The following is a 13,631-nucleotide window of genomic DNA, read 5'->3' as shown; positions in this document are numbered from 1 at the left end:
CGCTCAGCGCTTGCCGCCGAAGATGCCGCCCAGCACGCCGCGCAGGATCTGCCGGCCGAGCTGGCTGCCCGCCGTGCGCACCATCTGCTTGCCCATCGTCTCGATCATGCCCTGGCGCCGCTTGGTGCCGAACAGCGCGTCGTGCACGGCGCCGCTCCAGCCCGCCTCGGCGTCCTTGGCGGGGGCGTCGGCGGCCACGGTGGCCGCATCGGCGGCCTTGTCGCTGGCGCGCTTGGCCAGCATCTCGGCGGCCGATTCGCGGTTGACGGCGGTGTCGTACTTGCCGCCGATCGGCGAGCGCTGGCGGATGGTGGTGCGCTCGGCGTCGGTGATCGCGCCGATGCGGCAGCACGGCGCGGTCACCAGGACCTGTTCCACCGGCGTCGGCACGCCGCCGTTGGCAAGGGTGGAAGCCAGCGCCTCGCCCACGGCAAGCTTGGTGATCGCCTCGGTGACGTCGAGCTTCGGGTTGGTCACGAAGGTTTCCGCCGCCGCCTTCACCGCCTTCTGGTCGCGCGGGGTGAACGCGCGCAGCGCGTGCTGGATGCGGTTGCCGAGCTGGCCCAGGATCACGCCGGGCACGTCGTCCGGATTCTGCGAACAGAAATACACGCCGACGCCCTTGGAGCGGATCAGCCGCACCACCTGTTCGACCCGCTGCTGCAGTGCCGGCGAGGCGTCGTCGAACAGCAGGTGCGCCTCGTCGAAGAAGAACACCATCTTCGGCTGGTCGAGGTCGCCCACTTCGGGCAGTTGCTCGAACAGCTCGGACAGCAACCACAGCAGAAAAGTGGAGTACAGCCGCGGCTTCATGATCAACTGGTCCGCGGCGAGCACGTTGATGATGCCGCGCCCGCTCATGTCCTGGCGCATCAGGTCGGCCAGTTCCAGCGCCGGCTCGCCGAAGAACTGGTCGGCGCCGTCGCCTTCGAGTTTCAGGATCGCGCGCTGGATCGCCGCGATGCTGGTGGTACTGATCAGTCCGTACTGGGCCGAGATGGCCTTGGCGTTGTCGGCGGCGTAGGCGAGCAGCGCGCGCAGGTCGGCCAGGTCGAGCAGCAGCCAGCCCTGGTCGTCGGCGGCCTTGAACACCACCTCCAGCACGCCTTCCTGGGTGTCGTTCAATTCCAGCACGCGGCCGAGCAGGGTGGGGCCCATCTCGCTGATGGTGGCGCGCACCGGATGGCCGAGCTTGCCGTAGATGTCCCAGAACACCACCGGGTTGGCCTGTGCTTTCCAGTCGGCGAGCTTGAGCTTGGCCAGGCGCGCCTTGAGCTTGTCGCCCGGTTCGCCGGCGGCCATCGCGAGGCCCGCCAGGTCGCCCTTGGCGTCGGCCAGGAAGCACGGCACGCCCAGCCGCGAGAAGCCTTCGGCCAGCACCATCAGCGAAACCGATTTGCCGGTGCCGGTGGCGCCGGCGATCATGCCGTGGCGGTTGCCGTAATGCGGGTCGAGGTTGACGCTGGTGCTGTCGTTGCGGCCGATCAGGATCTCAGTCATGGCGTTCCGTCCGTTGCTGGTCGAGCGATTGTAGCCAAGACGGCGAGGCCGTCGTGGCGTGATGTGGCGCGTTGAGTCGAAACCCCGCGCCCGCTATGGTGGACGTTTTCCGCGGGTGAAGTTCGTGATGTCGTTGTGTCCGGTGGTTCGCTCCATGCGCCTGGTGCCGTTTGCCGTGGCGGTCAGCCTGCTCGGTGCCTGCGCCAGTACCGGCGGCAGCAAAACCCCGACCCCGGTGGATGCGCTGTACAGCCAGCTCGACCTGGCCAGCAAGGGTTACGAGACCGCCCTGCAGCAGTCGCGCGAAGGCGACCAGCAGGCTTCGCGGCTCACCCTGACCCAGTCGCTGGATCGCCTGAAGGAAGCCTCGGCGCGCTGTGGCACGACGCCCGGCTGCGATCCGCAGCGGTTCTTCTCGGTGTTCGATCGCCTGCTGCGCCTGAAGGACGGCGATTTCGGCGGCGGGCAGGACCTGGACAGCGATGTCGACCTGTCGCAGGCGGCGCTTGCCGCCGGCAACACCGGCGCGGCCAGCCTGCCGCAGGCGCAGCGCAGCGTGACCCTGCTGCATGGGCAGAAGCTGTCGCAGCTGATCGCGATGAACGGGCCGGTGAAGGCGGCGCTGGAGATGTGGCTGACCCAGTGGCGCCCGCAGTTGATGGACGCCTGGGTCAATTACCAGTACCTGCGCTACCAGATGTGGCCGCAGTACGAGAAAGCGGACCTGCCCGAGGCGCTGCTGTTCGGCATCCTGGCGAAGGAGTCCGGCGGCAAGGTGCACGCCGTCTCGCGCTCGGGCGCGTCGGGGCCGCTGCAGTTCATGTACGCCACCGGCATGCGCTTCGGCCTGGGCAGCGACAACGGTTTCGACCTGCGCTTCGATCCCGCGGCGTCGGCGCGGGCGAACGCCGAGTACATCAACGAGCAGCTGCGGATCTTCAACGACAACCTCGAACTCACGCTCGGCGCCTACAACGGCGGCGAAGGGCGCATGCGCCGCACGGTCGGCGACGATACCTCGGTGAGCTTCTACGATCCGCGCATCTACGACCAGTTGTCGCAGGAAACCCGTGATTACGTGCCGGCGGTACTTGCAGCGGCGTGGCTGTTCCAGCATCCGGACAGTTACAACCTGCGTTTCCCGAAGATCGACGGTGCGCCCGGCACGGTCACCCTGAAGCGGCCGGCCTCGCTGTCGGAGCTGACCGTGTGCCTGGGTTCGGCCGGCGGCATGAGGGATGGCTGGTTCCGCACCCTGCGCAACCTCAACCCGCGGCTGGACCCGCAGGTGACCCAGCCGGCAGGCGCGCAGCTGCAGTTGCCGAAGCTGCTGGAGCAGGCCTACGCAGCGCGCTGCGTCGATGGTCCGTGGCCGATTCTCGCCGGCGACCTGCATCGCGCCGTGGTGCCGGTGGTGCAGGCACCGGCGGCGCCTCCGCCCGCGGTGAGGGGAACCAGCCGCTACAAGGTACGCCGTGGCGATACGCTGATCAGCATCGTGCGCAAGCTGCACTGCTCCAGCGTGCAGGAAATTGCCGAGATGAACGGGCTGAAGCACCACCACATCAGCATCGGGCAGACGTTGAAACTGCCGGTCTGCCGCTGAGCGGCCATGGCGGTCGCCGGGCTTCAGGCGACCGCGCTTTCCCGCACCCAGCTGTTGGCGGTACTGCCTCCGCCGTGCACTTCCTTCAGTTCGCGCAGCAGCTGCATCAGCTGGCGGTGCTGCGGTTGCAGGCTGGCGTGCGGGGAGTTCTTGGTTTCGTGGTAGGCCACGGCCAGCCATAGCGCGATGCCGCGCAGCGCCACTTCGGCGTTGTTCGAGCAGGCGCGCTCGTAACCCGCCTCGGTGCCCTGGCCCCAGGGCAGGTAGCGCGCTTCCGGCGCGGTGCCGTACAAGTGCGGGAAGTCGCTGCGCGAGGCTTGTCCGATCTCGCGCAGGGTCAGCGTGCTCAGGCGTTCGCGGTTGCGCCTGGGCAAGGCCCGCACGCTGCGTTCGATGTCGCGGAATTGGCGGCCAAGCTGGCGCGCGCGCATCATCACAAGGAGTGGCGTCAGTATTTGCATGAGATCCCCTCGGCGCTGGAATTCGACGGCGCGCAAGACGCGCGGCGAAGCCACGAGCGTAGCGAAGCCATCAGTCGAATAGCGCCTAGGGCGTCACAAAATGACCCGCCGCGTCAGTTTCCCGGGTACGTGGGGTGCCCGCTCAGCCGCGCCCAAGCCGCTGGCCCACCTGCACGGCCTGCTGCGGCTGCAGGTCGTCCAGCTCGGCCGCGCCTTCGGGCAGCAGCAGGATCACGGTGGAGCCCATGTTGAAGCGCGCCATCTCGGCGAAGCGTTCCAGCATGATGTTCTGGCCGGCGAACGACTTGCGCCGGATCGACGACGCGTACGGCGGGATCACCAGGCCGTCCCACACCGTGGCCACCGACGAGACCAGGATCGCGCCCACCATCACCACCACGAACGGGCCGTGCTCGCCCTCGAAGTGGCAGACCAGCCGCTCGTTGCGCGCGAACAGCCGCGGGATCGCCTCGACCGCGAACGGCGCCACGCTGAAGATGCGCCCGGGCACGTGCACGGTTTCCTTCAGCGTGCCTTTCAGCGGCATGTGCACGCGGTGGTAGTCGCGCGGCGACAGGTAGACGGTGACGAAGCGGCCGTTGCGGTAGGGCGCGGCGGCAGCTTCATCGCCGCCGAGCAGTTCGGCGGCGGTGTATTCCTGTCCCTTCGCCTGGAAGATGCGCCCGTCGACGATCGTGCCGGCCTGGCTGATGCGGCCGTCGGCCGGCGAGAGCAGGGCGGTCGGGTCGGCATCGGCCTGGCGAGCACCGGGCTTCAGCTTGCGCGTAAAGAACGCATTGAAGTGCTGGTAGGCCAGCGGATCGGGCTGCGCCGCCTCGGCCATATTGACGTCGTAGTTGCGCACGATGGTGGCGATCAGCCAGTTCTTCCACGGCGCGAAGGTCCAGCGCGTGGCCCAGTAGACCACCCGCGACAAGGCGCGATGCGGCAGGATGTACTGCAGGAATACGTTGAAAGTCATCCGCCCAGTATACGGGGTGGGCGCCGCTGCAGGCCTTATAATGGCCGGCCAATCCGCCGCACCCCTGGATCGCCGTGACCGCCGAGCTTGCCACCATCATCGACTTCATCCGCTACGGTGCCAGCCGCTTCTCGGCGGCCGGGCTGACCTTCGGGCACAGCCACGACAACCCGATCGACGAAGCCACCCATCTGGTGCTGGCCAGCCTGCACCTGCCGCCGGACATCCCGCCGGCGTACGGCGCCGGCCGGCTCACCGCGGCCGAACGCGCGAACGTGCTGACGCTGATCGAGCGCCGGGTCAGCGAACGCCTGCCGGTGGCCTACCTGGTCGGCGAAACCTGGTTCGCCGGACTGAAGTTCAAGAGCGACCGCCGCGCGCTGGTGCCGCGCTCGCCGATCGCCGAGCTGATCGAGTCGGGTTTCGCGCCGTGGCTGGACGAGCGCCACATCGAGCGCGCGCTGGACCTGTGCACCGGTTCGGGCTGCATCGGCATCGCGATGGCCGAGTACAACCCCGAGTGGCAGGTCGACATCGTCGACATCAGCGGCGAGGCGCTGTCGCTGGCGCGCGAGAACATCGCGTTCCAGCACGTCGAGGGCCGCGTCGAGGCGATCCAGTCCGACCTGTTCGCCGGCGTGGCCGGACGCAAGTACGACCTGATCGTCTCCAACCCGCCGTACGTCACCGAGGACGAATACGCCGCGCTGCCGGGCGAGTACGCGCACGAGCCGAAGCTCGGCCTGACCTCCGGCGCCGACGGCCTGGACCTGTGCCTGCGCATGCTGGACGAGGCGGCCGCCCATCTCACCGACGACGGCCTGCTGATCGTCGAGGTGGGCGAGAGCGAGCACGCGCTGGCCGCGCTGCTGCCCGAAGTGCCGTTCGTGTGGATCGAGTTCAAGGTCGGCCCGATGGGCGTGTTCGCGCTGGAGCGGCGCGACCTGGTCGAGCACGCCGCAGCGATCCGCGCGGCGGCCGCTGCGCGTCGTCCGGGCTGAGCGATGGAGCTGGTCACGGCGCGGTTGCGGATCGACGCATTGCGACCTGACGATGCCGCGGCGCTGTTTGCCTGTCGCGCCGATCCCGCGGTGGCCCGCTACCAGGGCTGGCGTCCAGCCGACGTTGCCGCGGCGCGCGAGTTCATCGCCGCGCAGCCGCTGCAGCCCGCGCACGGCTGGTTCCAGCGTGCGATCCGCCTGCGTGAGGACGGCCGGCTGATCGGCGACCTCGGCGTGAACCTGCCGGAGGATGCCAGGGACTCGGTCGAGTTCGGCATCAGCATCGCGCCGGCCGGGCAGGGCCGTGGTTATGCCGGCGAGGCGGTGCGCGCCGTGTTCGAGCAAGTGTTCGGCCCGTGCGGCCGGCATCGCGTCCACGCCTCGGTCGACCCGCGCAACCTGGCCTGCATGGCGCTGCTGCGCGGACTCGGCATGCGCCAGGAGGCGCATCACCGCGAGAGCCTGTGGCTGCGAGGCGAGTGGGTCGACGACGTGATCTTCGCCCTGCTGGCGCGCGAATGGCAGGCAACCGAACGCCATCGCGGGTAAGCTGCCCCGATCATCTAATGGACGTCCAAATCCCGTGTCCAGCAATTCCTTCGGCAAACTGTTCACCGTCACCACCTTCGGCGAAAGCCACGGGCCGGCGATCGGCTGCGTGATCGACGGCTGCCCGCCGGGACTGGCGATCAGCGTGGAGGAATTCCGCAGCGATCTCGATCGCCGCGCCACCGGTCGCAGCCGCTACACCTCGCAGCGGCACGAGGCGGACGAGGTGGAAATTCTTTCCGGCGTGTACGAAGGCAAGACCACCGGCACGCCGATCGCGCTGCTGATCCGCAACACCGACCAGCGCAGCAAGGACTACGGCGACATCGCGTCGAGCTTCCGTCCCGGCCACGCCGACTACACCTACTGGCAGAAGTACGGCATCCGCGATCCGCGCGGCGGCGGGCGTTCCTCGGCGCGCGAGACCACCATGCGCGTGGCCGCGGCGGTGGTCGCCAAGAAGTGGCTGGACGAGCATTACGGCGTGCGCGTGCGCGGTTACCTGGCGCAGATCGGCGACGTCGTGCCGAATGCGTTCGACTGGGACGCGGTGGAGCAGAACCCGTTCTTCTGGCCCGACGCGGCGCAGGTGCCGGCGCTGGAGAACTACATCAACGCGCTGCGCAAGTCCGGCGACTCGGTCGGCGCGCGCGTCAACGTGGTCGCCGACGGCGTGCCGCCAGGCTGGGGCGAGCCGATCTACGGCAAGCTCGACGGCGATCTGGCCAGTGCGCTGATGTCGATCAACGCGGTCAAGGGCGTGGAGATCGGCGATGGCTTCGCCGCGGTCGCCCAGCGCGGCAGCGAGCATCGCGACGAAATGAGCATGGACGGCTTCGCGTCCAATCATGCCGGCGGCATCCTCGGCGGCATCAGCAGCGGCCAGCCGGTGATCGCCTCGATCGCGTTGAAGCCGACTTCCAGCATCCTGATCCCCGGCCGCAGCGTGAATCTGGCCGGAGAACCTGTGGAGGTGGTGACCAAGGGCCGCCACGATCCCTGCGTCGGCATCCGCGCCACCCCGATCGCCGAGGCGATGGTGGCGCTGGTGCTGATCGACCACGCGCTGCGCCATCGCGCCCAGTGCGGCGACGTGGGGGCGGTGGCGCCGCGCATTCCGTGATGAATCGACTATCGCAACCGGAACCGTGCCGATGACTGACAAGCCCCGCGTCTGGGTCTCGCGTCCCACCTTCCCGGGCATCGTCGCCCGGCTCGAACCGCACTTCGAGGTGACGGTCGAGCCGGAGGAACGCAAGTTCAGTCCGTCCGAGCTGGCGGCCAGGCTGGCGACGCAGGACGCCGCGATCGTGGGCCTGAAGGACCGCATCGGCGCGGCGGAAATCGCCGGTGCGCATCGGCTGCGCATCGTCGCCAATCTCGGCGTCGGCCACGACAACCTCGACCTGGACGCGCTCAGTGCCGCCGGCATCGCCGCCTCCAATACCGCCGACGTGCTCAACGAAAGCGTGGCCGACTACGCCTGGGCGCTGCTGCTCGGCTCCGCGCGGCGCATGAATGCGGCCGAGCGCTGGCTGCGTGCCGGGCACTGGAAGGCCACCGAGTTCAAGGCGTGGCTGGGCACCGACGTGCGCGGCCGCACGCTGGGCATCCTCGGCATGGGCCGGATCGGCCAGGCGATCGCGCACCGTGCGGTCGGCTTCGGCATGCCGGTGCTGTACCACAACCGCTCGCCGCTGCCCGAGGCGACCGAGCGGGCCTGCAACGCGCGCTTCGTCGACAAGCAGCAACTGCTGCGCGAATCCGATTTCCTGGTGCTGGTACTGCCGTTGACGCCGCAGACCCGGCACGCCATCGGCGCGCCCGAACTGGCGCTGATGAAACCGACCGCAGTGCTGGTGAACGTGGCCCGCGGCGGCATCGTGGATGACAAGGCGTTGACCGCGGCCCTGCGCGAGCGGCGACTGGCTGCGGCCGGGCTGGACGTGTTCGAAGGCGAGCCGGCGCTGTATCCGGGCCTGCTCGAACTGGACAACGTCGTGCTCAGCCCGCATATCGCCAGCGCCAGCACCGAAACGCGCCGTGCAATGACCGCCCTGGCCGTGGACAATGTGCTGGCGCTGTTCGGCCATGGCCCGCATGCCGGGCGGCCGCCCACGATCCTCAATCCCAACGTGCTGGCCTGACGGCCCGCGCGACATCCCACCCTGAGCGAAGAACACCACCCATGAGTCAGAAGAGCAGTTACAAGGTCGCCATGGTCGGCGCCACCGGCGCGGTCGGCGAGACCGTGCTGGCGATCCTCGCCGAGCGCGAGTTCCCGGTCAGCGAGCTGGTGCCGCTGGCGAGCGAGCGTTCGGCCGGCGGCAAGGTCAGCTTCGGCGGCAAGGACATCACCGTGCAGCTGCTGGATACCTACGATTTCGCCGGCGTCGACATCGCCTTCTTCTCGGCTGGCGGTTCGGTCAGTCGCGAGCACGCGCCGCGCGCGGCGGCGGCTGGCGCGGTGGTGATCGACAACACCTCGGAGTTCCGCTACCAGGACGACATCCCGCTGGTGATCAGCGAGGTCAATCCGCACGCGATCGCCCAGTACACCAGCCGCGGCATCATCGCCAACCCGAATTGCTCGACCATGCAGATGCTGGTGGCGCTGGCGCCGATCCACCGCGCGGTGCAGATCGAGCGGATCAACGTGGCCACCTACCAGTCGGTATCCGGTGCCGGCCGCAGCGGGATGGAGGAGCTGGGGCGGGAGACCGCGGCCTTGCTGAACTTCCAAAGCGTGGAGCCGGGCAAGAAATTCCCGGCCCAGATCGCGTTCAATGTGATTCCGCAGATCGACGATTTCCAGCCGAACGGCTACACCAAGGAGGAAATGAAGCTGGTGTGGGAGACCCGCAAGATCCTGGAAGACGAGTCGATCCAGGTGAACCCGACCGCGGTACGCGTGCCGGTGTTCTATGGCCATTCCGAGGCAGTGCATATCGAGACCAGCGACAAGATCACCGCCGAACAGGCCCGCGAACTGCTGCGGCAGGCGCCGGGCGTGGTGCTGGTGGACGAGCGCAAGCCGGGCGGCTATCCGACCCCGGTGGGCGAGGCGGCCGGCAACGACGCGGTGTTCGTGGGGCGCATCCGCGAGGACATTTCGCACGAGCGCGGGCTGGACCTGTGGATCGTCTCGGACAATATCCGCAAAGGCGCGGCGCTGAATGCGGTGCAGATCGCCGAATTGCTGATCGAGGATTATCTCTAAGATGCGTTTGACGCAACTCTTTGTCATCGTTGGATTTATGACCGTTTCAACGGCTTGGGCCGGTGGCCAGGCGAAGTCGTCGCCGGCCGCGCCGGCAGCGGTGAAGTCGCCATCGACAGCCCAGCAGCAGCTGGTCAGACGCCAGGCCGAGGTGAAGCGGCTGGAGCAGGACCTCGACCGGCAGGAATCGGACAGCAGGCAGGCCAGCGAGCGTCTGCAGCAGCAGGACCAGGCCATCGCCGAGCTGCAAAAGCAGCTGCATGAGCTGCAGGCCAGGCCGGCCTCGGACTCGCGTTAGAAAGCGTGGCTACGGTGAGAACACACCGTAGCAATGTCCTGCAAGTATTCGCCGCAGCTATTGTTGATTGGCCTGCATATAACTAAAGTGGCACCTCGTTTGGGGCCGTGGCCGCCATTGCGGCAACGCCATAAGTGAATTTAAGAGTTGCGCCAGGATCGTTCGGGGGAACACGCAATGAATTGTTCGTTGAAATTGTCGATGTTGATCGCGCTGGCACTGGGCGGCAGCCAGGCCATGGCCATGGATCTTGGCCAGATCCAGGTCAAGTCGGCGCTGGGACAGCCGCTGCTGGCCGAGATTCCCCTGCATCCCGACAGTCCGGCGGAGTTGCAGGGACTCACCGTCCAGCTGGCCTCCAGCGAGGAATTTGCCCGCGCGGGCATCGTCGGCGGGCGCACCACGATCCCGCTGCATTTCAGCGTGGCGAATGCCGGTGCCGGCCATCCGGTCATCCGCATCACCAGCAGCGCACCGGTGGACGATCCCTTCCTCGACCTGCTGATCGAAGTGAACGGCAAGGCCGGCAAGAGCGTGCGTGAGTACGCCATCCTGCTCGACCCGCCGAATGCGCAGGCGACAACGGCCGTCGCGGCCACGCCAGCGCCGAGCCAGCCCGTGCAGCGCCCGAAGGCTCCGGTCGCGGCGCCGGTGGCGGCCCGGCCCAAGCCGGTGGCACCGGCGCCAGCTCCGAAACCGGCGGCGCCGGTGGCCAGCAACGGCCAGTACGGTCCGGTCGAGCGCGGCCAGACGCTGTCGGGCATTGCGCGCAGCGTGGCACCCGCCGGCGTCGATGTGCAGCAGGTGATGCTGGCGCTGAAGCAGGCCAACCCGGACGCGTTCTACCGCGACAACATCAACGCGCTGAAGAGTGGTGCGGTGCTGCGCGTGCCGACGTCGGCCGAGGCGCAGGCCATGACGATCGCTGCCGCCGTCGCCGAAGTGCGCCGGCAGAACAGCGACTGGCGTGCCGGCGTGCCGGGCAAGCCCGCGGTCGTGGCGGATGCCGCGACCCGTGCCTCCCATTCCAGTGCGCCGGTCAGTGCACCGGATACCGGGGACCGGCTTGCGCTGGTGCCGGCGAAGGAAGGCAGCAGCACGGGAAACCGCGGCAGCGGGGCGGGCGACAAGGCCAGCGCCAGCCTTCGCCAGGACCTCCTGCGCACCCAGGAAAGCCTGGCCAGCCTGCAGCAGCAGAGCACCGACCTGAAGACCCGCCTGAAGGACCTGGCGGACATCAACAGCAAGAACGAGCGCCTGCTGTCGCTGAAGGACAACGAGATCGCCGAACTGCAGGCCAAGCTGGCCGCTGCGCGCAAGGCCGCCGGCATGCCGCCGGCGGCGGCCAGCACGGCGAAGGCCATCGCGGCGACGACGCCAGCGGAAGCCGACCTGGAAACCGCCACCGCCAGCACCGCCGCCAACGCAGCCGCGGCTCCGGTCGCCGCGGGTTCGACCGCGGCGGCGGTAACCACGCCGGCCGGCGCATCCAGCGTGGCCAGCACGCCGGCCAGCGGTGCGTCCGTGGTCACCACGCCGATCGCGACGCCGGCGCCGGTCAAGCCGGTGGAGAAGCCGGCCAGTCAACCGGCTGCCGCAGAGCAGCCGTGGTACATGCAGACCTGGGCCTGGGCGGCCGGGGCCGGCGCGATCGTGCTGCTGATCCTGCTGGCGATGCTGGGCCGTCGGCGCAAGCCGGGTGCCGCCGCCTCGAAGTCCGCGCCGTCGCTGGCGGACCGTTTCGGTTCGACGTCCGCCGCCGACCAGGACCTCCTCGGCGACGACGTCGACCAGGACGAGTTGCTCGACCAGCTGGCCGAACACCCGGACGACATCGGGCTGCACCTGGAGCTGGTCACCCTGTACTACTCGCGCCGCGACGTCGAGCATTTCGAGGCGGCGGCCGAGGCGATGCACGCCCATATCACCGACCCGCAGCAGGACGAGTGGCAGGACGTGCTGCACATGGGCGAGGACCTGGTGCCCGGTCATCCGCTGTTCGACCATCACGTCGAGCCGGTGGCGCATGACGACGCGGAGGCGCGCGGCGAGTTCGACATCGACGACTATGCGGACGAGAGCGATGCGCCCACGGTCGTCTCCTCGATGCCGCCGTTGCCGTCGAACGGGCCGAAACGGGTCAGCGAGTACAATTTCAATTTCGATCTGACCCAGGCCGCCGCCGAATCGGCGTCCCGTCCGGCGCCGGCATCGGACGATGCCACCGTGGTCGCGCCGCTGGCAGCGGATCGGCCGGCCCCTGCCGAGCCGGCCGCAAGCTGGCATTTCGACGATGCGGACAGCACGCACCAGGCGGCCGACGAAGGCCACGACCTGGGTGAGTTCAACGACGATCCGGTGGACACCAAGCTCGACCTGGCCCGCGCCTATATCGACATGGGTGACGCCGAAGGCGCCCGCGCCATGCTCGGCGAGGTGGTCAAGGAAGGCAGCCAGATGCAGAGGGACGTCGCCAAGCGCCTGCTCGACAGCCTGCACTGAGTCGCCAGGTACGACCTGCGGGATGAATCGGGCCGGCTTCTGCCGGCCCGATGCCGTTGCGGCCTGCTAATCTTTCTTCTTCTCTCGGCGGATTCCTGCACGACCCCATGCGCATCGCTCTCGGCATCGAATACGACGGCACCGATTTCAACGGCTGGCAGCGCCTGAAGACGGACGTCAGCGTGCAGGGAGTGCTGGAGCAGGCCTTGTCGAAAGTCGCCGATCACCCGGTCGAGGTCAGCTGCGCAGGACGCACCGACGCCGGCGTGCATGGTCGCTGCCAGGTCGTGCACTTCGATACCGGGGCACGCCGCGACATGCGCGGCTGGGTGCTGGGTGCCTGCTCCAATCTGCCGGCCAGCGTGGCGGTGCTGTGGGCGCAGCCGGTGCTGGACAGTTTCCACGCGCGTTACGCGGCGCGCAGCCGGCGTTACCGCTACCACATCCTCAACCGGCCGGTGCGTGCGGCGCTGGACGCGCGCTACGTCACCTGGGAACGCCTGCCGCTGGATGCGCAGCGCATGCACGCCGCCGCCCAGGCCTTGCTCGGCGAGCACGATTTCAGCGCGTTCCGCGCCTTGTCCTGCCAGGCCGCGCATCCGCGCCGCCGCGTGCTGGCGGTGAGCGTGCGGCGCGAGGGCGAGCAGTTGTTCGTCGACATCGAGGCGAACGCGTTCCTGCATCACATGGTGCGCAACATCGTCGGCTCGCTGCTGCTGATCGGCCGCGGCGAGCAACCGGTGGAATGGCTGGCCGAACTGCTGGCCGGCCGCGACCGCCAGGTGGCCGGCCCGACGGCGCTGGCTTCGGGGCTGACCTTCGTCGGCCCGCGTTACGAGGCGCACTGGGGCCTGCCGCCGGAAGTCTGCCTGATGGGAGCCGGCCAGTGACCCGCATCAAGTGCTGCGGCATGACCCGGGTCGGGGATGCGCTGCTCGCCGCACGCCTCGGCGCCGACGCGATCGGACTGGTGTTCAGTGCGCGCAGCAAGCGGCAGGTGACGCTGGCGCAGGCGCGCGAGATCGTCGCGGCGTTGCCGCCGTTCGTCGCCACCGTCGCGCTGTTCATGGACGACGAAGCGAGCCTGGTACGGCAGGTGCTCGATGAAGTGCGGCCCACGTTGCTGCAGTTCCACGGCGACGAGAGCGATGGCTGGTGCGCACAGTTCGGCCATCCGTTCCTGAAGGCCATCGCGATGGGCGAGGGCGCGGCGGCATTGCCGCGCCTGCACGACTATCCGCATGCCACCGGACTGTTGCTGGACGGCCACGCCGCCGGCGAAGCCGGCGGCAGCGGCAAGGCCTTCGACTGGTCGTTGCTGCCGGGCGAGCTGGCACAGCCGCTGATCCTGGCCGGTGGCCTGCATGCAGGCAACGTGGGCGATGCCGTGCGCACGGCGCGCCCGTGGGCAGTGGACGTGGCCAGCGGGGTGGAATCGGCGCCGGGGATCAAGGATCCGTTGCGGCTGGAAGCCTTCATCCGTGCGGTGCGCACGGCCGACGCGGAGTGAAT

13 protein-coding genes are annotated in these 13,631 nt (G+C 68.8%); 10 read left to right on the top strand and 3 right to left on the bottom strand.

The features are described 5' to 3' along the window. Positions 1-3: 3 nt before the first annotated feature. Positions 4-1,500: a helicase HerA-like domain-containing protein gene (locus KK131_RS02395; protein ID WP_214555022.1), complete on the bottom strand. Its 1,497-nt coding sequence runs from the start codon at positions 1,498-1,500 to the stop codon at positions 4-6. 127 nt (positions 1,501-1,627) lie between these two features. On the opposite strand from KK131_RS02395, the gene KK131_RS02390 reads away from it, so the two are divergent. Next, positions 1,628-3,106 (top strand): transglycosylase SLT domain-containing protein, encoded by a 1,479-nt coding sequence (locus KK131_RS02390; protein ID WP_214555020.1) that lies wholly within the window; start codon positions 1,628-1,630, stop codon positions 3,104-3,106. A gap of 23 nt (positions 3,107-3,129) precedes the next feature. Here the strand turns inward: KK131_RS02390 and KK131_RS02385 are convergent, their stop codons facing one another. Then, positions 3,130-3,567 carry a hypothetical protein gene (locus tag KK131_RS02385; RefSeq protein ID WP_250887143.1) on the bottom strand — a complete coding sequence of 146 codons (438 nt, stop codon included), beginning with the start codon at positions 3,565-3,567 and terminating at the stop codon, positions 3,130-3,132. Between the two features lie 142 nt (positions 3,568-3,709). Further along, entirely contained in the window at positions 3,710-4,549 is an 840-nt protein-coding gene (gene asd, locus KK131_RS02380) for an archaetidylserine decarboxylase (protein ID WP_214555018.1), read from the bottom strand. 74 nt (positions 4,550-4,623) lie between these two features. Here asd and prmB point away from each other — a divergent pair, with 74 nt between their 5' ends. The 9 genes from prmB to KK131_RS02335 all read left to right on the top strand — a co-directional run bounded on the left by prmB (position 4,624) and on the right by KK131_RS02335 (position 13,629). Continuing rightward, complete coding sequence (gene prmB, locus KK131_RS02375; protein ID WP_214555016.1) at positions 4,624-5,550, top strand: 50S ribosomal protein L3 N(5)-glutamine methyltransferase; 927 nt, start codon at positions 4,624-4,626, stop codon at positions 5,548-5,550. Positions 5,551-5,553: 3 nt separating this feature from the next. After that, entirely contained in the window at positions 5,554-6,099 is a 546-nt protein-coding gene (locus tag KK131_RS02370) for a GNAT family protein (protein WP_214555014.1), read from the top strand. Between the two features lie 34 nt (positions 6,100-6,133). Continuing rightward, positions 6,134-7,222, top strand: a complete 1,089-nt coding sequence (gene aroC, locus KK131_RS02365) for a chorismate synthase (RefSeq protein WP_214555012.1) — start codon at positions 6,134-6,136, stop codon at positions 7,220-7,222. 31 nt (positions 7,223-7,253) lie between these two features. Next, positions 7,254-8,246 (top strand): D-glycerate dehydrogenase, encoded by a 993-nt coding sequence (locus KK131_RS02360; RefSeq protein ID WP_214555010.1) that lies wholly within the window; start codon positions 7,254-7,256, stop codon positions 8,244-8,246. Between the two features lie 41 nt (positions 8,247-8,287). Beyond that, positions 8,288-9,319 carry an aspartate-semialdehyde dehydrogenase gene (locus KK131_RS02355; RefSeq protein WP_214555008.1) on the top strand — a complete coding sequence of 344 codons (1,032 nt, stop codon included), beginning with the start codon at positions 8,288-8,290 and terminating at the stop codon, positions 9,317-9,319. A 37-nt stretch (positions 9,320-9,356) separates the two neighbouring features. Continuing rightward, a complete protein-coding gene (locus tag KK131_RS02350; RefSeq protein WP_250887144.1) occupies positions 9,357-9,617 on the top strand; it encodes a BREX-1 system adenine-specific DNA-methyltransferase PglX in 261 nt (86 codons plus the stop codon). Positions 9,618-9,794: 177 nt separating this feature from the next. After that, positions 9,795-12,119, top strand: coding sequence for a FimV/HubP family polar landmark protein (locus KK131_RS02345; RefSeq protein WP_214555005.1), 2,325 nt, complete (start codon positions 9,795-9,797; stop codon positions 12,117-12,119). Positions 12,120-12,226: 107 nt separating this feature from the next. Beyond that, positions 12,227-13,009, top strand: coding sequence for a tRNA pseudouridine(38-40) synthase TruA (gene truA, locus KK131_RS02340; protein ID WP_214555003.1), 783 nt, complete (start codon positions 12,227-12,229; stop codon positions 13,007-13,009). Beyond that, on the top strand, positions 13,006-13,629 hold the full coding sequence (locus KK131_RS02335; protein WP_214555002.1) for a phosphoribosylanthranilate isomerase: 624 nt from the start codon (positions 13,006-13,008) through the stop codon (positions 13,627-13,629). Before truA ends, KK131_RS02335 begins: the two co-directional genes overlap by 4 nt. The last annotated feature ends 2 nt before the right edge of the window (positions 13,630-13,631 follow it).

Origin of the sequence: Rhodanobacter sp. LX-99 (genome assembly GCF_018599185.1) — a bacterium.
In the GTDB taxonomy this organism is placed as follows: domain Bacteria; phylum Pseudomonadota; class Gammaproteobacteria; order Xanthomonadales; family Rhodanobacteraceae; genus Rhodanobacter.
This window is presented reverse-complemented; position numbering and strand designations above follow the sequence as displayed.

Excerpts from the sequence above, each read along its gene's own strand:
- KK131_RS02370 (WP_214555014.1), top strand. The coding sequence starts at position 5,554 with ATGGAGCTGGTCACGGCGCGGTTGCGGATCGACGCATTGCGACCTGAC.
- KK131_RS02345 (WP_214555005.1), top strand. The coding sequence starts at position 9,795 with ATGAATTGTTCGTTGAAATTGTCGATGTTGATCGCGCTGGCACTGGGC.
- KK131_RS02355 (WP_214555008.1), top strand. The coding sequence starts at position 8,288 with ATGAGTCAGAAGAGCAGTTACAAGGTCGCCATGGTCGGCGCCACCGGC.
- asd (WP_214555018.1), bottom strand. The coding sequence starts at position 4,549 with ATGACTTTCAACGTATTCCTGCAGTACATCCTGCCGCATCGCGCCTTG.
- KK131_RS02360 (WP_214555010.1), top strand. The coding sequence starts at position 7,254 with ATGACTGACAAGCCCCGCGTCTGGGTCTCGCGTCCCACCTTCCCGGGC.
- KK131_RS02385 (WP_250887143.1), bottom strand. The coding sequence starts at position 3,567 with ATGCAAATACTGACGCCACTCCTTGTGATGATGCGCGCGCGCCAGCTT.
- KK131_RS02350 (WP_250887144.1), top strand. The coding sequence starts at position 9,357 with ATGACCGTTTCAACGGCTTGGGCCGGTGGCCAGGCGAAGTCGTCGCCG.
- KK131_RS02390 (WP_214555020.1), top strand. The coding sequence starts at position 1,628 with ATGTCGTTGTGTCCGGTGGTTCGCTCCATGCGCCTGGTGCCGTTTGCC.
- KK131_RS02395 (WP_214555022.1), bottom strand. The coding sequence starts at position 1,500 with ATGACTGAGATCCTGATCGGCCGCAACGACAGCACCAGCGTCAACCTC.
- truA (WP_214555003.1), top strand. The coding sequence starts at position 12,227 with ATGCGCATCGCTCTCGGCATCGAATACGACGGCACCGATTTCAACGGC.